General features: G+C 55.8%; 18 protein-coding genes. 9 read left to right on the top strand and 9 right to left on the bottom strand.

The features are described 5' to 3' along the window. Positions 1-4: 4 nt before the first annotated feature. The gene (locus Q8O73_RS02540; RefSeq protein ID WP_305554464.1) at positions 5-1,618 is read left to right on the top strand and encodes a GMC family oxidoreductase; all 1,614 of its coding nucleotides are present in this window, start codon (positions 5-7) and stop codon (positions 1,616-1,618) included. 4 nt (positions 1,619-1,622) lie between these two features. Here Q8O73_RS02540 and fhuB read toward each other — a convergent pair whose 3' ends face one another. Genes fhuB through Q8O73_RS02520 form a run of 4 tightly spaced genes read right to left on the bottom strand, consistent with a single transcriptional unit; the run spans position 1,623 to position 6,254 of the window. Further along, the gene (fhuB, locus tag Q8O73_RS02535; protein WP_305554460.1) at positions 1,623-3,611 is read right to left on the bottom strand and encodes a Fe(3+)-hydroxamate ABC transporter permease FhuB; all 1,989 of its coding nucleotides are present in this window, start codon (positions 3,609-3,611) and stop codon (positions 1,623-1,625) included. Continuing rightward, positions 3,608-4,534 carry an ABC transporter substrate-binding protein gene (locus Q8O73_RS02530; protein WP_305554458.1) on the bottom strand — a complete coding sequence of 309 codons (927 nt, stop codon included), beginning with the start codon at positions 4,532-4,534 and terminating at the stop codon, positions 3,608-3,610. Before Q8O73_RS02530 ends, fhuB begins: the two co-directional genes overlap by 4 nt. A 3-nt stretch (positions 4,535-4,537) precedes the next feature. After that, on the bottom strand, positions 4,538-5,467 hold the full coding sequence (locus Q8O73_RS02525) for an iron-siderophore ABC transporter substrate-binding protein (RefSeq protein ID WP_305554456.1): 930 nt from the start codon (positions 5,465-5,467) through the stop codon (positions 4,538-4,540). Positions 5,468-5,477: 10 nt separating this feature from the next. Continuing rightward, complete coding sequence (locus Q8O73_RS02520; RefSeq protein WP_305554453.1) at positions 5,478-6,254, bottom strand: ABC transporter ATP-binding protein; 777 nt, start codon at positions 6,252-6,254, stop codon at positions 5,478-5,480. A gap of 216 nt (positions 6,255-6,470) precedes the next feature. On the opposite strand from Q8O73_RS02520, the gene Q8O73_RS02515 reads away from it, so the two are divergent. Beyond that, entirely contained in the window at positions 6,471-7,358 is an 888-nt protein-coding gene (locus Q8O73_RS02515; protein WP_305554450.1) for an SMP-30/gluconolactonase/LRE family protein, read from the top strand. A gap of 105 nt (positions 7,359-7,463) precedes the next feature. Beyond that, positions 7,464-9,032 carry a YbaY family lipoprotein gene (locus Q8O73_RS02510; RefSeq protein ID WP_305554447.1) on the top strand — a complete coding sequence of 523 codons (1,569 nt, stop codon included), beginning with the start codon at positions 7,464-7,466 and terminating at the stop codon, positions 9,030-9,032. 73 nt (positions 9,033-9,105) lie between these two features. Here Q8O73_RS02510 and Q8O73_RS02505 read toward each other — a convergent pair whose 3' ends face one another. From Q8O73_RS02505 to Q8O73_RS02490, 4 genes are all read right to left on the bottom strand, one after another. Then, positions 9,106-9,609, bottom strand: coding sequence for a GNAT family N-acetyltransferase (locus Q8O73_RS02505; RefSeq protein WP_305554444.1), 504 nt, complete (start codon positions 9,607-9,609; stop codon positions 9,106-9,108). 10 nt (positions 9,610-9,619) lie between these two features. Next, positions 9,620-10,753, bottom strand: coding sequence for a type III PLP-dependent enzyme (locus Q8O73_RS02500; RefSeq protein ID WP_305554441.1), 1,134 nt, complete (start codon positions 10,751-10,753; stop codon positions 9,620-9,622). 478 nt (positions 10,754-11,231) lie between these two features. Further along, positions 11,232-12,152, bottom strand: coding sequence for a GNAT family N-acetyltransferase (locus Q8O73_RS02495; RefSeq protein WP_305554437.1), 921 nt, complete (start codon positions 12,150-12,152; stop codon positions 11,232-11,234). Between the two features lie 146 nt (positions 12,153-12,298). Next, positions 12,299-13,816 (bottom strand): hypothetical protein, encoded by a 1,518-nt coding sequence (locus Q8O73_RS02490; protein ID WP_305554434.1) that lies wholly within the window; start codon positions 13,814-13,816, stop codon positions 12,299-12,301. Positions 13,817-14,129: 313 nt separating this feature from the next. Here Q8O73_RS02490 and Q8O73_RS02485 point away from each other — a divergent pair, with 313 nt between their 5' ends. The 4 genes from Q8O73_RS02485 (at position 14,130) to Q8O73_RS02470 (ending at position 19,739) form a co-directional block, all read left to right on the top strand. Then, on the top strand, positions 14,130-16,403 hold the full coding sequence (locus tag Q8O73_RS02485) for a TOMM precursor leader peptide-binding protein (protein WP_305554430.1): 2,274 nt from the start codon (positions 14,130-14,132) through the stop codon (positions 16,401-16,403). 12 nt (positions 16,404-16,415) lie between these two features. Then, a complete protein-coding gene (locus tag Q8O73_RS02480; protein WP_305554427.1) occupies positions 16,416-17,846 on the top strand; it encodes a SagB family peptide dehydrogenase in 1,431 nt (476 codons plus the stop codon). A 51-nt stretch (positions 17,847-17,897) separates the two neighbouring features. Continuing rightward, positions 17,898-18,416: a hypothetical protein gene (locus tag Q8O73_RS02475; RefSeq protein ID WP_305554424.1), complete on the top strand. Its 519-nt coding sequence runs from the start codon at positions 17,898-17,900 to the stop codon at positions 18,414-18,416. An 87-nt stretch (positions 18,417-18,503) separates the two neighbouring features. Continuing rightward, entirely contained in the window at positions 18,504-19,739 is a 1,236-nt protein-coding gene (locus Q8O73_RS02470; RefSeq protein WP_305554420.1) for an SLC13 family permease, read from the top strand. A 37-nt stretch (positions 19,740-19,776) separates the two neighbouring features. Here the strand turns inward: Q8O73_RS02470 and Q8O73_RS02465 are convergent, their stop codons facing one another. After that, positions 19,777-21,423: a U32 family peptidase gene (locus Q8O73_RS02465; RefSeq protein WP_305554417.1), complete on the bottom strand. Its 1,647-nt coding sequence runs from the start codon at positions 21,421-21,423 to the stop codon at positions 19,777-19,779. A gap of 433 nt (positions 21,424-21,856) precedes the next feature. Here Q8O73_RS02465 and Q8O73_RS02460 point away from each other — a divergent pair, with 433 nt between their 5' ends. Then, complete coding sequence (locus Q8O73_RS02460; RefSeq protein ID WP_305554415.1) at positions 21,857-23,203, top strand: NAD(P)-dependent oxidoreductase; 1,347 nt, start codon at positions 21,857-21,859, stop codon at positions 23,201-23,203. Between the two features lie 18 nt (positions 23,204-23,221). Further along, positions 23,222-24,499, top strand: a complete 1,278-nt coding sequence (gene preA, locus Q8O73_RS02455) for an NAD-dependent dihydropyrimidine dehydrogenase subunit PreA (protein WP_305554412.1) — start codon at positions 23,222-23,224, stop codon at positions 24,497-24,499. The last annotated feature ends 1 nt before the right edge of the window (position 24,500 follow it).

Below are 24,500 nucleotides of genomic sequence, written 5' to 3'. Positions count from 1 at the left end.
CGTCATGTCGGTTGATAACTTCGACTATATCGTTGTCGGGGCCGGTTCGGCTGGCTGTGTGTTGGCAAACCGTCTGTCCGAGGACCCGGACATTTCCGTGCTGCTGCTCGAAGCCGGGGGGCGCGATAATTACATCTGGGTCCATATCCCGGTTGGCTATCTTTATTGCATGGGCAATCCCCGGACCGATTGGGGATTCAGGACAGAAGCCGAACCCGGCCTGAATGGCCGGGCGCTGAATTATCCGCGTGGTCGGATATTGGGCGGCTGTTCGTCGATCAATGGCATGATCTATATGCGCGGTCAGGCCCGCGATTATGACCAGTGGCGGCAACTGGGCAATACCGGATGGGGGTGGGATGATGTTCTACCCTATTTCAAACGGTCCGAAGATTATTACGCCGGGGCCGATGACATGCACGGTGCAGGCGGCGAATGGCGGGTCGAGGAACAGCGCCTGTCATGGGAAATTCTGGATGCCTTTCGCGATGCCTGTGCCGAAACCGGCATTCCGGCGGTCGATGATTTCAATCGCGGCAATAATGAAGGGGCCGGTTATTTCCGGGTCAATCAGCGCAAGGGCTGGCGCTGGAACACTGCCAAGGCGTTTTTGCGTCCGGCGGCAGGTCGCCCCAATTTGACAATTGCCACTGGGGCGCAGGCGGAAAAACTGTTATTGGACGGGCGGCGGGTGACCGGTGTGCAATATCGCCAGAAGGGCGTTTCGCGCACCGCCCATGCGCAGGGTGAAGTCATCCTGAGTGCGGGGTCAATCGGGTCGCCACATCTGATGGAAGTGTCGGGCATTGGCGGCGGCGCGGTTTTGAAGGATCACGGTATTGAGGTGATCCATGATTTGCCCGGTGTTGGCGAAAATTTGCAGGATCATTTGCAAATTCGCTGTGTGTTTAAGGTGCAAGGGGTGAAAACCCTGAATGAACAGGCCAACAGCCTGTGGGGCAAGGCGGCCATCGGGCTGGAATATCTGTTGAAACGGTCCGGTCCGATGTCGATGGCCCCCAGCCAGTTGGGCGTGTTTGCCAAATCTGACCCGTCGCTGGAAACGCCTGATCTGGAATATCATGTGCAGCCTTTGTCGCTGGATAAATTTGGTGATGATTTGCATCCTTTTCCGGCCTTTACTGCCAGTGTATGCAATCTGCGCCCACAAAGCCGGGGCAGCATTCATTTGAAATCGCCCGATCCGCACAGCCATCCGGCGATCCGGCCCAATTATCTGGCGACCGATGGCGACCGGCTGGTGGCGGCGCGGTCGATTGAACTGACCCGCAAGATCGCGGCCCAGCCAGCCCTGGCAAAATACCGGCCCGATGAATTCAAACCCGGGCCGCATATTTTTGGTGAAACCGATCTGGCGCGGGCGGCAGGCGACATTGCCACCACCATCTTTCACCCGGTCGGCACCGCCAAAATGGGCGATGATGACCGGGCGGTGGTCGATGACCGATTAAGGGTCCGGGGGATCGACGGTTTGCGGGTTGCCGATGCCTCGATCATGCCGACCATCACATCGGGCAATACCAATTCGCCGACCATCATGATCGCCGAAAAGGCCAGTGCGATGATCCGCGAAGATCGCCGCGCCCGGCGGGGATGAGGGTTTAACGCGGTCGCCGGATCGACAGAATCAGGAAATAACTGGTGCCGATGACAGCCGCAATCAGGCCGGTCGGCAGTTGCTGGGGATAGAGCAGATTGCGTGCCAGCCATTCGGCGACCATCATCACATTGACGCCAATCAGCAATGCGCCCAATAAATGCTCGCCTGCAAGGCGGTATCCGGCGACACGCGCCAGATGTGGTGCCATCAATCCGACAAAGCTGAGCGGTCCGACAAGCAGGGTGGCGCTGGCGGCGAGCACGGCGGCCAGCAACATCATAAAGAACTGAAAAGCCGAAATGCCAAGACCCAGTGACACAGATTGATCGGTTCCCAGCGATGCCAGTTCCAGCGGACGGCGCAGCGCAATTGCAACAGTCAGCAACACACCAGTCACACCGGCGACGATCATGACTTCGTCCATATTGGTGAAATAGGTCGTTCCGGCTAGCCATGACATCAACATGGTTGTTTGCGTGCCACTGCGCGTCAGCACGATTCGGACAATTGCGCCAAGGATCGCGGTAAGCGCCAGACCATTCAGCAGCATGTAATGCGGTGCATGGGTAAATTTTCGGCACAGGAACAACAAGAGAAAAAGGGACGCAATGCCGCCGGCGGCCCCGATCATCATCAGTTCAGCACGCTGGCCAAATCCGAAAATGGCAAGGGCAACGATCATTGCAAGGGCGGTGGCCGAACTGACTCCGGTGATTTCGGGGCTGGCGAGCGGGTTGCGCCCGACACGCTGGATCAATGTTCCTGAAACTGCCAGGGCCGCACCACAGATCATGGCGGCAAAGGTGCGTTCCGCCCGGCCAAGCAGAATGTCCAGTCGGGCATCGGACGGGCCGAGCAAGACAAGGTCGTTGCCGTCAAACGAGACAAACAGCGAAAACACGAGACCGATGGTCAGCGTGGCACACAAAATGATGCTGAGCCGTGTTTTGGAAATAATTTGCTGGTCGCTGTGATGTTCCTCGCTTTGGCTGCCGGGCATGATACGGGCCTTGCGCAGGATCAGAATGATAAACGGCGCACCAAACAGTGCGGTTGCCGCCCCGGTCGGCAGCGTGTCACCGCCCAGCCCGTTAAATTGCCGGACGATAAAATCAATAACCAGCAAGGCAAAACCGCCGGTAAAGACCGAACAGATCATGAGATCGCGGGATCGTGTCAGCCCGGCAATGCGCAGGGCGGCCGGGACGGCAAGTCCGACAAAGCCGATCATACCCGCCGCCGAAATCACCGACGCCGTGATGAAAACGGCAAAACCCAGGATCAGAAGACGAAGGGCGGTGACCCTGGCCCCCAGTGAACTGGCTGTTTCATCGCCAAGCGCCAGCAGATCAAGCGGACGTGACAGCAAAAGGATGGCGGCCATGCCGATCAGGACGCGGGGCAGGACGAATTGGGCAGATTCCCAGCCATTCTGGGCGAGATCACCGGCCCCCCACATAAAGACCGATTGCAGATATTGTTCGTTAAACAATAGCAATATCTGTGACCCGGCCTGAAGCAGCAGATTGACAATCATCCCCGCAAGGATCAGCCAAAGCGTTGCGTTGCCCCGTTTGGCAGCAATCAGATAGACCGCGCCAATCGCGACCAGCCCCCCGGCAAGGGCGAAGGCTTCCTGAAACAGGGCCATCGAGGCCGGGGCCATTAGTAAAAAGGCAGTCAGGGCAAATTCAACCCCGGCCCCGACGCCCAACGTCGTTGGGGATGCCAGCGGGTTGCGCAACACAGTCTGGATTGCCGCCCCGGCAAGGGCCAGCCCCGCCCCACACAGAAACGCCATCGAAAGACGCGGCAGGGTACTGTAATGAAACAGGATTTGCGTAAAATCAGTTTCATCGGGGGTGAATGCGGCCTGAACCAATGTGCCGTTTTGCAGGAATGGCCAGAAATCACGGATCAGGACAGCCAGAGTCAAAATCCCGAGAATGCAGACGAGGATTGTGGGTGTTCGTGGGGATTTGCTGATCATTTGACCGGACCGGCTTCAAGGCTTTCGGTCAGAAGCAAAGCAAAGCGCAGGCCCGACGGAACGCCGCCATAGGCCCAGACGACCGGCAGTTCATAGACCCGTTTGTTGCGAACGAAATCCATAACATTCCAGATTGGTGAGGACCAGACTTTCTGATGGATGACATCGGGAACCGGGTTGGTATAGACCAGCGTGCTTTTGGCAAGCGGGGCGAGAATTTCCAGTCCGCCCTGTGCAAAACCCCATTTCGATACTGGCCCGTCATAGGCCATCGGCACACCCATGCGTTTCAAAACCGAACCGGGCAGGGACGGGGAACCAAAAACGCCGATATTTGATTCCGAATAGAAACTTGCGACTGTGATTTCTTGACCGGGCCCAAGGGCGTTACGGATGCGGATACCATATTCGGCCAGTTTTTCATCGACATGGGCCAGATATGCTTCGCCTTCGGTTTCGCGTCCGGTTGCCCTTGCGACCTTGCGCAACATGTCTGCTGCGGCATCGAAGGCAGATTTATGATCGTCATAAACCGACAGCACCATGACCGGTGCGATTTTGGACAGGCTTTCATAAGCCATGTCCAGTTCCTGACTGATCAGGATCAGATCCGGTTTTGCTGTGCGTAGCGCCTCCATATTGGGCGATCCGCGCTGCCCGATATCGACGAAACTTTCAGGCAGGTCGGGTTTTTCAACCCAGTCCCGATAATCTTCGGGATCGGCAATTGCCACCGGATCAAGACCCAGTTCGATCAGGGTTTCCGTAAATGCCCAGTTGGTTACAGCCACCCGCCGGGCCGGTTGATCAAGGGTCAGTGTACCCCGTTCATGTTCGATGGCGATCGGTTCGGCCTGTGCTGCGATCTGACCATTCAGGGTTAGCGTGGTAAAGACGGCAAGGCAGGCAAAAAACAATTTCATCGATCAGGACCCGTGGACTGCGGTAATCGTATCGGCAAGCTGTTCGGCAAAGCGGACAGCCGACATAAGACCGCCAAAGGTCCAGCTTGAAGGGACGGCATAGACCTGATTGTTGCGGACAAACGGCATGGTTTTCCAAAGAGCGGTATCAAGCAGTTTGACCTTTGTGGTGGGGGCGATCGGCTCGATATAGGCGAATTGGACGTCGCCCATTTTGGCAAGATCGGACACCTCGCCATTATAAAACGCCCAGCTGTTCACCTCGCCCTGCCAGGTGTTTTCAAAACCCATGCGGATCAGCGTCGATCCGAAAAGGGATTTTTCCCCGTGAATACGGAAATGGGATTCATCAAGGATGCGAACAATGGCAAATTTCTTGTCATCGCCAACGGTCTGACGAATGCGTTCAGCCGCGACGGCAATACGGTCATTGGCCGATTTTATTACGGTTTCAGCTTCATGCTCCTTGCCGGTCAGCTTGCCCAGATAGCGCATCAGGGCTTCGGCCCGGTCGATTGCCGGTTCGTCGGTGTTGTAGATCGAATAAGCCAGCGTCGGTGCGAAGGCAGAGAGTTTGTCATAGGCCATCGAAATTTCCGAACTGATCAGGATGGCGTCGGGTCGGCTTTCTCGCAGGGCTTCAAAATTCGGTTCGCGACGGGTTCCCAGATCGGTAAATTGTTCGGGCAATGACGGTTCCACCACCCAGATGCGATAACCGTCCGCCTCGGGGATGGCGACCGGTGCAACGCCAAGCGCCAGCAGACTTTCGACCAGCGACCAGTTTGTGACGGCAAAACGGGTGGGGGTGGTTTGAAATTCGGCCTGACCCAATTCATGGTCAAATGTTTCCGCCCCGGCGGGCAGGGCGAAAAGACTGCCGAACGCTATTGTGCAAACCAGCGTAATTCGGCCAATCCAATGTTTTTGCATGGTCTTTTTCCTATGCAATATAACTGACAAAACGATTGCTTTCGGGAAGATGGATAACGCCGATCTCTGTCTGGAAAATGTCCCGCAGGGTTGGTTCCTGCATGAAGTTTTGCCCGGTTCCCTGCCAGCAGATACGGCCATTGCGCAAGGCGACAATATGATCTGAATACCGCCCGACCATATCAATATCGTGCAGCACGGCGATTACGGTCAGGCCGATGCGGTCTTTTAAATCGGAAATCAGGTGCAGGATGTCTTTCTGATGACCGACATCAAGGGCGGATGTCGGTTCGTCCAGCAACAATACCGGCGCATCCTGTGCCAGCAACATCGCCAGCCAAACCCGTTGCCGTTCTCCGCCGGACAAGCTGACGACCAGGCGGTCGGAAAATTCGGCGACATGGGTCATGGCGAGGGCAGAGTCGATTTTATCATAATCTTCGGGGCGATATCGCCCGAACGCACCCCGCCACGGATAACGGCCAAATCCCACCAGTTCGCGCACCGTAATATGCGGCGGCACCACCGGGTTTTGCGGCAAATAGGCGACCTTGCGCGAAAATTCCCGTATTCTGCGCGTGGCCAGATCATGGCCGTCCAGTAGGATGCGCCCTTCCTGCGGCGTGGTTTTGCGCGCCAGAAGTTTTAGCAAGGTGCTTTTGCCCGATCCGTTATGGCCGACAATCGCCGTGAATTTTTGGGCCGGAAATGTCACGGAAATGTCCGAAAGCAGGGTTTGGGGATTTTTACCATCGGTTTGAAAACCGACATTGGTCAGATCGAACATGGTGTCGGAATCTCTGAAGGGGCAAAGCGGGATGCATTGCTGAGAATGCTTATCAATTCGCGACTAATATTGCAACCGCGTATCGCTTGCAGATGATTTGATGGCTATTGGTAGTACAAAAGGACTTTTTTTGCCTCCGGTTTCGCGTTAGCACTGTTGGATAATCAGCCGACCAGCCTTTGACCGGGCCGGAAAATTCAATCAGGGAAATCTGCGATGACCGAAATCAAAACCGTTTTGTCCGATCTGCGCTGTATTTTGGGTGAGGGGCCGCATTGGGATGCAGAACAGGGGGAATTGTGTTTTGTCGATATCGTTGGCAAAACCGCCTATGCCCTGAAACCGGCAACCGGCGATTTGCGATCCTGGTCGTTTGATCGTCCGGTATCGGCAATAGTACCGCGCAGACAGGGCGGGTTTCTGGTGGCGCTTGCCGATCATCTGGCCTTTATGGATCCCGAAACAGGCAAAACAACATCCTTTGTTGCCCCGGATGCCGATCATGAGGGCAATCGTTCTAATGAGGCGCGGGTCGATCCGATGGGGCGGTTCTGGCAAGGCACCATGCAAAACAATATCGGCCCGTATGGCGAAGACTTGCCGGTGACGGTTTCCACCGGTACCCTGAACCGGGTTGATGCGGATGGCACCATCACCCGGTTTGTCGAACAGATCGGTATTTCAAACACCCTGTTATGGTCGCCCGATGGCCGTAAAATGTATTTTGGGGATACCATCACCAATCAACTGGATGTCTATGATTTTGATATGGAAAGTGGGGTGGCATCGAACCGTCGGTTTTTTGCCAAAACAGACGATCATGGTTCGATGGATGGATCGGCCATCGATGCGGAGGGATATATCTGGAATGCCCGTTGGGGCGGGTCTTGCCTGATCCGATATAACCCGGATGGCGGGATTGACCGTATCATTGATCTGCCGGTGACCAATCCGACCAGCTGTGTTCTTGGTGGGCCGGAGATGACCACGCTTTACATCACATCGGCAACGGTCGGCCTGTCGGGGAACAACCCGCAAGACGGGGCGTTATTATCGTTGGAAACCGGTGTGCGTGGCATGCCTTGCTTTGCGTTTGCAGGATAGATTTTTATAATCTGGTGTCAGGTCGTTTTTTAACCTTGGTTTTCCGGTTCTTTCCGTTCACCATTGGAACGGGTCTTAAAAAAACGAGCAAACCCAGAGGCAAATATGAACTTTTCCCCCTTCCTGCTGGTACGGGCACGGATGTGTATTGCCATGGTCGCAGTGACCATGGCGGCGGCTTGCAGCATGGTGTCGCCGGATGGCGATACGATAACCGGTACAGTGACGTATCGTGAGCGTATCGCCTTGATTCCGGGTGAAAATACCCTGATCGTGCGGTTGGTCGATACGTCAAAGGCCGATGCGTCGTCGGTTGAAATATCGAAAATCACCCTTGAGGCTACCCAGCCGCCGATGGAATTCCGTCTTCCTTATAATCGCGCGCAAATTGATGCTCGCCACACATACCTTGTCGAGGCGGTGATTACCGGACCGCATGACAATGAAGTTTTCCGCAACACCGAATCCTATCCGGTGTTAACCCGGGGCAAGGGCAGCCATGCGACAATCATCGTTCAGCGTGCCGCCGCCGGGGCATCACGCGACCCGGCCGATCTTGCTGGCAAGCTTGACAATGATATTGCCACCATTGAAGCCCGGCTGGGCGATTACCGCCGGATCGAAGGCCGTTATAGCGCAGGAGACAGCAAGGCCCGGTTCGAGGCGTTTGTTGATCGGGATCGTAAGCCGGTTCTGGTGCGCGAAGAACGCGATCTTGGTGATTATGGACAGTCAAAGGTTGCGTTTTATTTTCGCAATGGTGATTTGCTGCGTTTTGCGGAACAGGCCAGTCGCCGAAATTTTGGGGCGGAAAATGGTGATCAGAACCTGAATTATACCCTGAAACTTGATTTTGCGATGGGGCGGTTTGCCCTTGGATCAAAAACGATTGACGGGGTTGCCAGCGAACCGGATGAACATGAAATCAGCGGCGCACAGGCGCAGGCCCGTGTCGCCCAATCACGGGTGGCGGACAGGATGACATCTGTCAAGGTGACGTTGCCAACGGCGACGGTCACCTATGCCTGTGCCGATCAAAGCCGCTTTTATGCCAGTTTCGATGCCGATGGCAAACGGGTCGTGGTTGAATTTCTGGGCAGGGAGCCGATGATTCTGGAACGCAAAAAGGCGGATTCCGGTTTTGCCTTTGGCGATGAAACCCGAACCTTGCGCGGATCGGCGCAGAATGCCGTCTGGGCCGGGAACGATGGCAAGGATACTGCCTGCGAGGCAACTGACGGGATATCAACCCTGTTGCTGGCACCAGGGGATTATCCGGTGGTTGATGTTGACTGGTTGCAGCGTTCCGACAATCCGGAATGGACTCGTCGTTTTGTGGATGTGCATTCGGCAATCAATTCTTGTCTGAAACAGCCGGTGGGCGAATTGCCATCGGTGTTGACGGCATGGCCGATGAATCATGGCATGACAGGGGTTCGCACCATCAATATCAATGGCGGGCGCCATGACTGCCTTGTTTCATCGAACGGGGCAGGCGACATCCATATCGAACAGGTTGATGGCAGTGCCAACATCCTGCCGGGCGAAGATTCGGTGCGCTTTACCCCGGCCCGTGGGGCCTATCCCGGTGGCAAATGTTTCACTCATGAACGTCTGGAACAAAACGGCGTTTTTATCGGCTGGTTATCACGCAATAATTGCGATCCGAACTGAGTAGTCTGTCGGGTAAAACAAATGGCGTCGAAGGAATTTCTTCGACGCCATTTTGTTATCTGCAAGAATGTGTTCAGTGCGATTTCTGGCCGGTGGCCTGCAAGATACCGCTGGTTCCGCCCAGAATGTCATCGCGCAAATTGATGCCCAGAAACCGGTGTCGGTCAAAATGGCCGGGCATTAACAATCCACTGGCCGGATCGGCTGTAAAGCCGAACCGCGCATAATAATCCGGATCACCGACCAGCAATACCGCACGATGTCCGGCGATCTGGGCGGCATTCAGGGCGGCATACATCAATCCCGCCCCGACACCCGATCCGTTATAGGCCTTTTCAACGGCCAACGGCCCCAGCAACAGCGCCGGACCGGCAGTCCCTGCAACGACATGCCACAGCCGCACCGTGCCGATCAGATGACGTCCGTCATGGGCGACAAAGGCCATGCCATCGGCGGGCAGACGGCCCGCACGTAGCAATTCGGACGATTTTTTAAACCGTTCCGCCCCCATAACCCGATCCAGCAATTGCTCGCGCGGGGTATGGTGAGAAGCCTGTTCGCGATCAAAGACGATCATGTGACCGGGCCTAGATCACATAGGCGGTCAACGGCGAGAAACCGTTAAACGCCACCGATGCATAGGTGGTGGTATAGGCACCGGTTGCCTCAATCAGCACTTCGTCGCCAATCGTCAAGGAAACCGGCAGATTATATGGATTTTTTTCATACAAAACGTCCGCTGAATCACAGGTCGGACCGGCAATGACGCAGGGCGAAACATCATCGCCATCCCGAAGGGTGGTGATCGGGTAACGGATGGCTTCGTCCATGGTTTCGGCAAGGCCACCGAATTTGCCAATATCCAGATAAACCCAGCGCACCGGATCATCGGCATGTTTGCGCGAAATCAGCACGACTTCGGCCTTGATCACGCCCGCATCCCCAACCATGCCACGGCCCGGTTCGATAATGGTTTCGGGCATGTGATTGCCAAAATGGGTGTGCAGGGCATCGACGATGGCAGCACCATAGGTTTCGGTGGACGGAACATCGCGCAGATAACGGGTCGGAAAGCCGCCGCCCATATTGACCATGTGCAGATTGATGCCTTTTTCGGCCAGGGTGCGGAAAATCATCGCAGCTTCGGCAAGGGCAGTATCCCATGCGCCCAGATTGCATTGCTGCGACCCGACATGGAATGACACACCATAAGCATCCAGACCCATGTGATGGGCATGCTGCAAAACATCCAGCGCCATTGTCGGTGCGCAACCGAATTTGCGCGACAGGGGCCATTCGGCACCGGCACCGTCGGTCAGAATGCGGCAGAATACACGCGATGCCGGGGCAACGCGGGCGATCTTTTCGACTTCTTCGACGCAATCAACGGCGTAAAGGCGCACGCCCATTTCATAAGCACGCGCAATGTCGCGTTCTTTTTTGATGGTATTGCCAAACGAAATACGGTCCGGTGTCGCACCGGCGGCCATTGCCATTTCGATTTCCGGCACCGATGCAGTGTCAAAGCAACTGCCAAGATCGGCCAGCAGGCTCAGAACTTCGGGGGCCGGGTTGGATTTGACCGCATAAAAAATGCGGGAATCCGGCAGGGCGCGGGTAAAGGTTTCGTAGTTGCGCTGAACCACGTCAAGATCGACAACAAGGCAAGGGCCTTCCGGACGCTGCTGTGCGATGAAGTCGAGTATACGCTGCGTTGCCATGGGGGCGTTCTCCCATTCCACTTATATGTATGACAGCAGGCCGACACCTGATGCGACCAAACGCGGTGGAGGCGCAAGATCGCGGACTATCGGTATGCCAGGCGTGAACCCGGATGCGTCCGGGCTCGCGAAAGTTGCCTCGATATAAGAATGGGGAAATCTGCCATTCCGCACGGCGGGCAATGATGGTGTGCCTCTTCAGTGTCGGTGGATTTGGACAACCACCTGAGACCAAAAAAGCCCTACACCGTCGTTGCTTTAAGTAAGTCCTACAGGGTTCTTGAAGCAGGACCACCACAGGCACGTGCGACTTTGGGCAAGTCGGTCTCTACGCCTGTTTTTTGGGGGACGCAAGCGGTTTTTGCGGGTTTGGAAAAGTTTTTTATCGGGGGGTAAAGCTATGAGGCAGCAGGGTAAAACCCGACGCGGCCCACAGGGCCGTTTTCCGGGGTGGATGATCCTGTTTCGGGATGTTTTGTCAGGTTGTTGGAACCGTGGCGATGTAATGCGGACAGGCACCAGTAACATGCCAACCCATGCGTTTTTGCAACCGGATCGAGGCGGCGTTGCTGCGCCGGGCAATGCACCATAACGAGTCAAAACCCCGTTCACGATACAGATCGACCGTATAGCCGCCAATCCATTCGGCAAGCCCGGTTCCCCACCACGGACGTAGAACCGCAATGCCGGAAAACAGGGGCGTATTGGTGCATTCGGTATAGGCGGCAATCTGGCTGGTGGCGTCATCGCGGGCATAGATCATCCATGCGTTATCGTCGGAGATCAGACGGCGGATATGCTCGCCGGTAAACCGGGGGCATAATCCTTCATTGGCATAGGCGCGATTGTAAAATTCGGCCAGTTCGGCATTGATCCTGTCATCAAGACAGGTGCTGTCATAGAGATGCAGGGTCAGGCCGGGGACTTCTTTATAGGAATAGGCATCACCTTTCCATTCCAGCCGCACCACGTCTTCTTCGGGGACAAAGCCGGTTTTCTCGAAAAAACCGGCGGTATCGAGTGATGTTTCACTGAGCATGGCGACCTGACTGATCAGGCCGCGTTTGCGAAAGGCGGAATCCATGCCGTTCTTAAGGGCAGTACCGACCCCTTTTTTCTGACAATCATTGGCGACAAGAAATACAACTGATCGCGAATTTTCATCCCGATAGGGACGCCAGTTGGCAAAGGCCATGCCAACGGCCTGATCATCATTGACGGCCAATAAAACGACTTCCATGCTTTTGTGCGGTTCGGTGATCAGCGATTGCCAGAAATTATAAAAATGCGAGGCCGGATCATTCCCGCCCCATTCCGCCACCAGTTCGCGCAGCATGTCTTTCATGCAGGACGGATCATATTCAACAATCTGACAGGGCAGGGGCAGAATAGTGGTCATGTAGTGTCTCTTTTCTGAATGACATTGCGGTCACATCCAGGGCCGTCCCCCAAGGATAAAAAAGCGCGATTGCCAAAACAAATCGGCAATCGCGCCCTGTCAAATCTTCCTGATTCCTGACGGGTCAGGACATATTCTGCCCGAAATCAGGAACAGAACGAGCCCGGACGCGGAAACAAGGTGGATGACACTTTTTCGTCTGTGGTGGCAAAACATGGTTGGCACGGTCCGCACTGCGGACGGGCCACGCCGTTCAGCGACAGGTTGTCGCTGTCGATCCTGCATTGAAATCCGCAAAAAGGTGAATCGGATGCGGTTACATCAAGGACTTCATCATAAGAAGAACGGCACCAGTTTTGATCCGGACGGACTGCGCCCAGATCAAGGTCCTGATCGTTGCTGATGAAGCAATAGCCGACAGGTGGACGCACAGTTGATGCTGCCGCAACACTCAGATCGTCATCGTTGCGCATATGCGAGTATATCGGAACCGGTGCATGTGTTGCGCCCGAAGCGGACAGAGTTTCCCCCCCGATAACGCAAGGCCCGCATCTGCCCGGATAGGGGCCTGATGCGTTCAGGTCATCATCGCTGATGCGCGAAAACATGCAAGGAGGCATCGGTGCTGACTGTGCAGCAAGATTTTCATCATCGCTGATGCGGCAAGGAAAACCGCAGGGCGGCGGAACAGCGCCCGCAGCGAGTTCTTCGTCCGAACCGACAAAGCAAGGAGCGCAGGGACGCGGGGAGCCCGAAAGGTTCAGATTTTCATCATCACTGATGCGGCAGGGCAAGCAGCAGGGCAGGATAGCCTTTACGGCCTCAATCTGTTCGTCATAGCTAAAGCGCCCGAGAGCCGGAGCCGGAACATTGTCTATGCCCGAAGCGGCCAAGGTATCTGTCGCATCATCATTGATGCGGCACGGGAAGCAGGGCAAAGGTGTGGGGGGGTATGGGGAAAGATTGTTGTCTTCGGTGATGCGGCACGGCAACATGCAGGGTGGCGGAACAGCACCCGCAGCAAGTTCTTCATCCGAGCCGACAAAACAGGGTGCGCAGGGGCGGGGGGAAGCCAAGGCACTCAGATTGTCATCATCGCTGATGCGCGAAAAGGTCCAGTGCATCGGTGTTGGCTGTGCCATGAGATTCTCATCATCACTGATGCGGCATGGAAAGCAGGGCAACGGGGGCCGCGGGGAAAGATTGTTATCTTCGCTGATGCGGCACGGAATGCCGCAGGGCGGCGGGACGGCGCCCGCAGCGAGTTCTTCGTCCGAGCCGACAAAGCAGGGCGCGCAGGGACGGGGGGAACCCGAAACATTCAGATTGTCATCATCGCTGATGCGCGAAAAAGTGCAGGGCATCGGTGCTGACTGTGCAGCAAGATTTTCGTCATCGCTGATGCGGCACGGAATGCCGCAGGGCGGCGGATAAGAACCCGCAGCCAGTTCTTCGTCTTTGATCGTGCAAGGAGGAACTAGGCACATGGAGTGCGGATTCGGTGCAGACCCGGATTGTGCCGCGAGATTTTCGTCATCGCTGATACGGCACGGAAAGCCGCAGGGTGGCGGATAAGCACCCGCAGCGAGTTCTTCATCTTCGCTAAAATGACAGAAAATCGGGGGCGGTACATGACCGGCTCGTGTGGAATTGTTGTTTGTCATAATCCCTGCTACTCCTGAACAATTGTTCACGTCGACCGGACTGTTCCCCCGACGGAATCACAAATACAAACCGGAAATCCTGAAAGGGGATATCCGGGCATCGTGGCATCTGACGTAATTTTAATTTATCTTGTTGAACCCCCAAGACTTTTTGTTGCACTAGTCTACGCCATGATTGAAAATGATGCAACTGCCGGATGATTGAGATGCCGGTAAATTAGCGGGCATCAGGCCCGTATAAAACAAACAACACAAGGCGGGGCTGCTCCCGCCCAAAAGAGGGGCCGGTATCAAAACCGGCAAAGACCGGTTCATGGGACAGAATACCAATCATTATCTGGCGGTCGCACCGCATTTCAACGTGCATCGCATGGGTGATGACCAGTTCATGCTGTTGTCCGAGGATCAGAGTTTCCGGTTGTCCGGGGCGGGGTATGTGATGATCATGCCCTTGCTGGATGGCCGGTATAACCGGGCGCAAATTATTGAACAGTTGGCCGGGAGTGCGACCGTCGAGGACATCAATGGCCTGATTGATACCATGCTGGCGAAACGGTATGTCGTGCCGGTGGAACCGTGGGCCGACAGTGCGCGTTCGGCATTCTGGAGTGCGCAGAACCTGCCGCCGGTCGATTGCGAAAATCATTTGGCGCAATACCGGGTGGCGGTGGTGCCGCTGGGCAAGGATGGCCCGGCCGGATCGGTACAGGCATCGCACTTGAGTGCCATGCTGATGGCGGCGGGTTTTTGCATCAGCGATCATAAAAACGCCCATGTGTCGATTGTGCTGGTCGAGGATTATTTGCAACCGGGTCTGAATGATTTTGCCCGGTCGGCAGCACGGCGCAAGCAAGTGTGGATTCCGTTCAAGCCGGGTGGCATGTCGGCATGGTTCGGGCCGTTGATGGGCACCCATGATGGCGACCATAATTGTTATTTTTGTCTGGCGCGGCGTTTGGCCGAACATCGACCGAGCGAACATGTGGTGGCACCGACCATGACCGGTGCCCGGTCGGCAAAGGCATGGATTCCGGCAACATTGGCGATTGCACACGGTCAGGCGACGCTGGAACTGACCCGCTTTGCCCTTGGCCAATCGAAATTGGTCGAACAGCGCCTGATGACCTGGGCAGTTGCCGATGGGCAGCGTGATTTGCACGGCGTGCCGTTATTTGACGATTGCCCGGTACAGGACAGCGTACAGGGCGGGGCAGAGGCAACGGTCGAAGCCAAACCGATCCGGTTGTCACCGGTTAAAAACCATGACGGAGCCGATGGCGGGTGGCGCACCCTTTCGCCGGAACAGGCGCTTTCGCGGCTGGAACCCATCGTCAGTCCGATTACCGGGATCGTTTCCCATATACAACCGGTCGTCTTGGCCGAAGGGTTGCATGTCTATAGCGCATCTCAAGGCAATCGGGCGGCGATTGACCCGCGTCAGAACCGCACCCTTGGCCGCCCCGGCGGGGCGGCGGGCAAGGGGTTAAGTGCGGTACAGGCAAAAATAAGCTGTCTGGCCGAGGCGGTGGAGCGGTATGGCGCACAATGGGTTGGCAGTGAGTCGCGCCGACAGGCAAGCTGGCAGGATATGGCCGAGTGGGCCCCACATCCGCAGGAATTTTTGCAATTTAGCGATTTTCAATATGAAAACAGGGCTGAATTGAACAGGACAATCAGCGCGATGGGCCGCATCCCCGATCCGTTTGATGAAGCTGCACTGATTGACTGGAGTCCGGCATGGTCGCTGCGTGATGATGCCGCACGCTGGCTACCCAGCCGGTTTTGTTTTTTTCAATATCCCAACGATATTGTGCCGGGTGATCATAAATTCTGCTGGGCCGATTCCAATGGCTGTGCAACAGGCGGCAGCATCGAAGAAGCTATTTTGCAGGGCTTTCTTGAAGTGGTGGAGCGCGATGCGGTGGCGATCTGGTGGTATAACCGGCTGCGTGTCCGGCAAATCTCGTTCGAGGGGCTGGATGATGCTTATGTGACGCGGGTGTGCGATTATTATCGCAGTCTGGGGCGCGATATCTGGTTGCTTGATATCACCACCGATCTGGGGATTCCGGTGGTGGTGGCGGTATCGTCAACGTTTGATGGCCGTCGTATCCTGACCGGATTTGGCGCGCATATCGATGGTCGTATCGCTGCCTTGCGCGCCCTGACCGAAATTCACCAGATTATCCTGTTTGATTTGACCCCCGATACACAACGCACAGCCAATAATCTGGTCGATGATGCGCTTTGGCACTGGATTGATCAGGCCAGCCTGGACGAACATCCCTATCTGAAACCCGATGGCATGATCACGGTGGCCGATATGCCTGCCCATAATTTCGACAGCATCGATCAGGCGGTGCAACATGGCGTTGATCGTGTGGCACAGGCAGGTCACGATTTTATCGTAGTGGATTACAGCCGCAAGGATTTGCCCCTTAATTGCGTGCGGGTTGTTGTGCCCGGATTGCGGCATTTCTGGAACCGGCGCGCGCCTGGCCGCCTGACCGAGGCCCCGGTGCGCATGGGGGTTCTGGATCGGCCATTGGACGAACACGATCTTAACCCTGTTAACTTTTTCCTTTAGGGTCTTTTTGTGATGACATTCCAGACGTCCGAACCGTTTTTCGGGATGATGCTGTCGCCGCTGATTACCGGCATTTCGTATGATGGTGAACGGGCGGTGCTGACGGTGCATTTTCAGGGCGGGACCAGCAATGAATTACCGTGGTCCGATGCTGGTTTGGCGGAACTGGTCGGGCGGATGCCGGAAACGGCGGGCATGTCTGTGCCTGATTTGCGGCGGGCGGTGACCGATCTTGATCCTGGGCTTTCTGACGGGGATGTTGCCAAAACTACCGACGTTTTGCTGCGTCGCCTGACGCAGAATGACATGGTGCGCTGGTGGTTTGGCACGACACAACAGCCGCTATGTTTCCTTGATCCCCGATCCCGGTTGTTTTATCCCAAATTCAAACCGGATCCGGTGCCCGACGGGGCGGTTTTATCGCGCTTTGCCTTTATGCGGCGCGATGGGGATGCCGTTCTTTTGGAAAACCCCGAATATCATGCGGCATTACGCTTTACCGGGGCAGGGCAGGATTTACTGCCGATAGCGTTTGCCCGTTCTGCATCCGGCACGTCATCCGCTTTTTGGCATTTCCTGTGGTGTGCCGGGTTTCTGGAACATGAGGCAACCGATACGCCATCCCGGCAGGCATGGGAATTTCATGATCGGGTGTTTCACGCCGGATCGCGATCTTTTCTGGGATCGGCGCGTCTTGGGATGAATTACCGGTTGAAAGACAACCTTGCGTCGCCGCCCGCCCAAAAACCGGCAATGTCAGACCGCAAGATTACCTTGCCCCGCCTGCGCGACAGCGAAGATACCCCGCGATCCCGCCCGCTTAACAGCGTGATGGAAACCCGGCGTTCCATTCGTTTACCTGGCGATTTCCCCCTGACACTTGCCGATCTGGGGGTGTTTTTGTGGCGGACGGTCTCGGTCCGAGGCCAGATGATGGGGGGCGAGCAGGAATTGCTGAAACGACCGATGCCTTCGGGCGGGTCGATCCATGAACTGGAATTCTATATTGCGGTCCATCGCTGTGACGGGCTGGAACCGGGACTGTATCAATATCATGGCGGTGATCATGCGCTTTATGCCCTGCCTGCGAACCCGCCTTATGTACGGGCCATGCTCGCCGGGGCGGCAGGTGGCATGGGGCAGGCCGGTGACTTGCCCGATTGTGTGATTATCATGGCGTCCCGGTTATTAAGGTTGGCGTGGAAATATCAGGGGGTGGCCTATCGCCTGTCGATGCTGCATGTCGGGGTGGCGATGGAAACATTCTATCTGGTGGCCGAGGATATGGGACTGTCGCCCTGTGCGGTTGGAGGTGGGGATTCTGCCCTGTTTGCGATTGCCACCGGCCTGCCCGAAGACGAAGAAGCCGCAATTGGCGAATTTGTTCTGAATGGCCGTCAGGTGCCGGTGATGGCGGGCGGCGATAGCGGGCCGTTGCAATAACCCGCTAATATCGGGGGCTTTGGCGACAGTTTGATCAGGCAGGAAATACCGATGCGTATTGGCAAATGGGTGCAGGGGTTGGTTTGTGTTTCGTTGCTGGCGGTATCGGCCTGTGCGATGGACGAGGCGGCCAAAATGTCACCAGACCGGAAATCCCCCGAACTGGTATTGCCGGACCGGCCCCGTCTGATCGGGGACTGGTCCGATGCGCTGCCCGTGCTTTATGGTCCGGTGGTGGCCTGTCTGAACGCCCATCCGGCCCCGCCTGCCCATGCTGCCTCTGTGGTGCGGGATGGGGATGTCGCCCTGATCATTGATATGGTCGGTCAAAATAACAGTTTTATCCGTTGCAGCATTGACCTTGCCGGGCACCGGGAACCGGTCATGGTCCCCCTTGCTGCCCCGCCGGAACGGATAGGCCCGTTCTTTACCGCCAATCCCTATGCCCCGCCCAAATCACCGGTTGCACCGGGTTGCTATCTGCATTTTCCGGTGGTCGATACCACCGGCTGGCAACTGGGCTGGTTGACCTATGGTGCGCAGGATCGTGCCTGCAAAACCCCGTCCTGAAACAACATGCTGTCACATCCAGATTGACGCGGCGCAGATTGGATGATTTGGGTTTTCTTTTGTGGCGCACAGGGGATGGATGTCTGAATGGGGACGGGGATGGACTGGCTGATCATTGCGGTGTTTGCGGCGGTTTATACCGGTATGGCACTGGGAAGGTGGCCGGGGCTTGCGATCAATCGCACCGGGGTTGCGATGATTGGCGCGGTGATTTTGTTTGTCGCCGGGGCGGTATCCGGCCCCGATGCGCTGGGCAGTATTGATTTTCATACCCTGTCTGTATTGCTGACCCTGATGGTGGTTTCGGCGCAATATGCCGCCAGCGGCTTTTTCGACTGGATCGGCAATCGCATTACCCATATGAAATTGTCGTCCAATGGTCTTTTGGCCGGGGTGATTGTGGTTTCGGGCACATTATCCGCCCTGATGACCAATGATGTGGTGGTGTGGGCGATGACACCGATCCTGATCAAAGGGCTGATGAATCGGGGACTGGACCCGCGTGCCTATATTATTGCGGTGGCCTGTGCCGCCAATGCCGGGTCGGCGGCGACCCTGATCGGGAATCCGCAAAACCTGTTGATTGCGCATTTTGGCAATCTGGATTTCGGGGATTTTATCCTTGCCTGTGGCATTCCTGCCGTGATGGCGATGGCGATGGTGTATGGTGTGATTGCCAAAAGCCGTCTGATGGACGGCAACCACGCCGTTATCGCACCGGCAAGCCTGCCGGATGCAGATCAGGTTGTGCTGGACCGGCCGGTGTTGCTGAAGGCAGTGCTGGCGACCATGGCCCTTCTGATGATTTTTGTCTTTGTCGAAGACCGCGCCACATGGTCGCTTTTGATTGTCGCGATGTTATTGCTCAGCCGTAAACTGGGAACCGACCGGGTGTTGGGCATGGTGGACTGGCATTTGCTCGCCCTGTTTTCCTGCCTGTTTATTGTGACCGGTGCAATGGCGCAAAACCCCGATATCTCCGGGCTGTTTCGCGGCATTCTGGCCGGGTTGCAAATTGATGCTTCGGGCGTTTTGGCAGCGTTATCACTGATCGGTAGCAATACGATTGGCAATGTGCCGCTGGTGATGCTGCTGTTGCCGCTGGGACCGGAATGGTCGGAAAACATGCTGTATGGGTTGGCGATTTTCAGCACGCTGTCAGGAAATTTTCTGATTGTCGGCAGTGTTGCCAACATCATTGCAGTGGAACGCGCCAGGGCATTGGGCGTGATCATTACCTTTGGCGATTATGCCCGTATCGGTATTCCGGTGACACTGATCAGCTTGGTGTTGGCATGGGGATGGGTTGCGCTGGCGATGTGAACAAGCAAAGAGCCGCAAAGGATGACAGGCGGTGGAGTTATTCCGCCGCCACCGTCCTGCCGTCATATTCCAGCATCTCGCCCTGTTTGCGTTTGGCGAGGATATCGCGAGCCTTGGCATAGCTGTCATCGTGCCAGAAAATCAGGCAGCCATTGCAGCCACGTCCGCAGCATCCTTGCGTACCAACACGCGGCGTTTTAAAGCTGCGTTCTTTTTGGCGTTCATCAAGGGCGGTTTGCAGGGCGTTGCGTTTGGCGTCGTAACGGTCTTCATTTCCGCCGCCCAGTTCAATTTTCTGACCTTCCATGTCCAGCTTCATGCGCTGCCATTCATCCTCGGTCAGGGCCTTTTCCTTGCGGATCAGGGTCAGGGGCGGGAAGGCGGTGCGCAGATAGGAAAGGTCTTCCTGATCAAACAGGGCAAAGGGAATGCGAATCATTGGTTTTTGCCCGGCATTGACGGCTTCGGCCACCTTGCCGGTGGCGGCATCGATGAATTCGTAAATACGCAAAAGTAATGTCTTGCGCGATTTGGGCGGCACAAATTCCAGAACATCCCCGGCAATCAGGCGATTTTTGACGGCCACGACAAAGGCGTCGTCTTCGACCGCCTCGATCATGCCGGCAAATTCCCAGTCCGACACATTGCCCGAACTGTCATAGCCATGTGCATAATTGGTCAGACGGCCTTCATGAAACGCCAGCGTATAACCCCGGTTGGGGATGGTGGCGAGTTCCTTCATATAGGGTTCGGGCGACCAGCCTATTGGGTCCTTGTACCAGTCGTCAATCGCCATGCGATAGGCGCGTGCGACCAGCCCGGCGTAATAGGGGCTTTTGCCGCGTCCCTCGACCTTGAGGCTGTCCACGCCGATTTTCAGGTAGTCCTCAAGTTTTGGCATGATGCAGAGATCGCGGGAATTAAGGATATAGGAACCGCGTTCGTCTTCGTGAATTTCCATCAATTCGCCGGGGCGCATTTCTTCTTCAAGGAAGAAATCAAACAGTTCCATATTTTCTTCGGTCAGGTTCAGTTCCTTGACCGTGCCGTCCTTAAGCTTCATATGGACCTTGTATTTCCAGCGGCAGGAATTGGCGCAGGCTCCCTGATTGGCCCCGCGTTCGGCCATGAAGTTTGACAGCAAACACCGCCCGGAATAGGTCATGCACATCGAGCCATGCACAAAGGCTTCCAGCTTGATATCCTGGCATTTTTCACGAATTTCGGTCAGTTCGGCATAGGAAACCTCGCGCCCCAGAACGCACAGCTTCGCGCCAAGGCTTTGCCAGAATTTCACCGATTGCCATGAACAGACATTGGCTTGGGTCGAAACATGCAGTTCCAGTTCCGGTGCATGTTCGCGCACAAACATGAAAACACCCGGATCGGCGACAATCAACCCATCGGGCATGACCTTGCGCACTGCCTCGACATATTCCGGCAGCTTGTCGATGTCCTTGTTATGCGAAAACAAATTCAGCGTCAGATAGACCCGCACATGATGGGCATGGGCGAATTCAATGCCTTCGATCACGTCTTCCAGCGACATCTGGCTTTTGACCCGCAGCGACAGATCCGGCGTGCCCATATAAACGGCATCCGCGCCATACAGAACGGCGATTTTCAGCTTTTCCAGCGAACCGGCAGGCATCAGCAATTCGGAACGGCGCGACGGGATGTTCATCACTTTGGGTCTTTTATCTGGCGTGCTACGGGAAATCTCTTTGGTGCGCCTCATATCATAAATGCGCAAACCATGACGATAAAATCGCATATTTTGCCGGTCTTGCAAAGATCGGGCCTTGCAGGGCAGCTTTGCCTGTATCCAAAGGCCATAAAATTAATCTTGACCAAATGATCAGGAATGATCATCCTGTAACGGTCAGAGAGAGGCTGCTGTACGCGCAATCAACCTTAACGATACAAAGGCGCGGCAGTCAAAAAAGGGAAGCGATGGACGACCGCAAGGCGACATCGTGAAACGCCAGGAATGCAGATGATGTAATGGATCGGGTCGGACGGGCTTTCCCGCCTGCGAACGCCGCCAATCTGTTCATGATTTGCCCGTGTCTCTCGCTGACGCAGGAGAGGACGCCTTAACGGCAGGGAGACACACCATGACGATTTTGCAGGCCAAGCCCGCATCAAGTGCCGGTTCGATGACACCGGTTGAGGTCGGAAACAATTTTTCTGATCTGCATCCGCCTTATTCCACCCTTCAGGCCATGGCCGAAAGCAACCGGTGCCTGTATTGCTATGATGCGCCCTGCGTTACGGCATGCCCGACATCCATCGATATTCCGTCTTTCATCCGCAAAATCAGCACCGGCAACCCCGATGGGGCCGCCAAAACCATTTTGTCGGCCAATATTCTGGGTGGCACCTGTGCGCGTGCCTGTCCGACCGAGGTGTTGTGCGAACAGGCCTGTGTGCGCAATGTGGCCGAAGATACCGCCGTTGAAATCGGCAGTTTGCAACGCTATGCCGTTGATCATCGTATGGCACGCACCGATTTGCCCCATCCGTTCAAACGTGCGGCGCTGAGCGGCAAACAGATTGCCGTGGTCGGAGCCGGTCCTGCCGGGTTGTCCTGTGCGCACCGGGCGGCCATGCTGGGCCATGATGTGACGATTTTTGAATCCAGACCCAAAGCGGGCGGGCTGAATGAATATGGTCTTGCTGCCTATAAAATGACCGATGATTTTGCGCAGCGCGAAGTGGAATTCCTGCTGGGCATTGGCGGCATTCGTATCGAACATGGCAAGGCACTGGGCCGTGATCTGAACCTGCAATCGCTGCGTGATAGCTATGACGCGGTCTTTGTCGGGGTGGGTCTTGGCGCCAGCAATGATCTTGGCCTGCCGGGTGAAAGTTTTGATGGTATCGATGATGCGATCCGCTTTATCGAACAATTGCGTCAGACCGAGCCGAAATCCAACATGCCGGTGGGGAATAATGTGATTGTGATCGGCGGTGGCAATACCGCGATTGATGCCGCTGTGCAGGCCAAACGCCTTGGTGCCGAAGAAGTCACCCTGGTTTATCGCCGGGGGCCCGAACATATGTCGGCGACCGAGTTTGAGCAGGAACTGGCAAAAATCAACGGGGTGATTGTCCGTTACTGGGCGATGCCCGTGGCGATCAAGGCTAATGGCAAACTGATCGGTATGGCGTTTGAAAAAACCGAATTGCGCGATGGCAAATTGACCGGCACCGGCGAGACATTTGAAATCCGGGCGGATCAAATCCTGAAAGCCATCGGCCAGAAAATCAAAACAGACGATCTGGCCGGTATGGAAATTGCCGGGGGCAAGATCGTGGTTGATGAAAATTACCAGACGACAGCACCGGGGATTTTTGCCGGGGGCGATTGCATCAAAAGCGGCGAGGATTTGACCGTTCAGGCGGTTGAGGATGGAAAATGTGCCGCCCACGCCATTGATGCCTTTTTGAAAAACGCCTGAGCCAGAGGGAGAGAGACCATGGCTGATCTGAGCTGTAAAATTGCCGGTATCCATTCATTAAACCCATTCTGGCTGGCATCTGCGCCGCCAACGGACAAGAAATACAATGTTGTCCGCGCCTTTCAGGCAGGATGGGGGGGCGTGGTGTGGAAGACGCTGGGCATTGATCCACCGGTGGTCAATGTCTCGTCGCGCTATGGCGCGCATCACGATCAGAACCGCCGATTGCTGGGCATAAACAATATCGAACTGATTTCAGACCGGCCATTGTCGGTCAATCTTGCCGAAATTCGCGAATGCCGCAAGGAATGGCCCGATCATGTCATTATCGGGTCGATGATGGCACCGATTGAAGAACGGGCATGGAAAGATTTGGCCCAGCAAATCGCCGAAAGTGGTGTGCATGGCCTTGAACTGAACCTAGGCTGCCCGCATGGCATGTGCGAACGCGGCATGGGATCGGCGATTGGTCAGGTGCCGGAAATGGTCGAACAGGTTACCCGCTGGGTCAAGGATGCGGTCGATATTCCGGTCTTTACCAAACTGACACCCAACATCACCAATATCCTGTGGTCGGCCGAGGCCGCGCTTAAGGGCGGGGCGGATGCCGTGTCGCTGATCAATACCGTCAATTCGATCATTTCGGTTGATCTGGACAGCATGACGCCCGAGCCGATGGTTGATGGCAAGGGTACGCATGGCGGTTATTGCGGGTCGGCGGTCAAGCCGATTGCGCTGAATATGGTGGCCGAAATCGCCCGCACGCCGGAAACGCAGGCGCTTGAAATTTCCGGTATTGGCGGCATCACCACCTGGAAAGATGCGGTTGAATTCATGGCGCTGGGATCGAACGCGGTGCAGGTTTGTACGGCGGCAATGATTTACGGGTTCCGCGTGGTCGATGATTTGATCGACGGTATGAGCCAGTGGATGGACGACAAGGGTTACACCAGTGTCGAACAATTCACCCGGGCAGCGGTACCGCAGGTGGCGAACTGGAACGAACTGAACATGAATTTCGATACCAAGGCGGTGATCAATCCCGATAATTGTATCGAGTGCGGTCGATGCCATATTGCGTGCGAGGATACCTCGCATCAGGCGATTGCGATGAATGTCAAGGAAGACGGCCATCGTGAATTTGTGGTGATCGACGAGGAATGTGTGGGGTGCAACTTGTGTTACCACATTTGTCCGGTGCCCGATTGTATCACGATGGAACCGGTCAAGACGGACAAACCCTATATGACCTGGCCGGAACATCCGTTGAACCCGATGCGCCATGCCGCTGAGTAAT

Source organism: Thalassospira sp. (assembly GCF_030690045.1).
Taxonomy (GTDB): Bacteria; Pseudomonadota; Alphaproteobacteria; order Rhodospirillales; family Thalassospiraceae; genus Thalassospira.
This window is presented reverse-complemented; position numbering and strand designations above follow the sequence as displayed.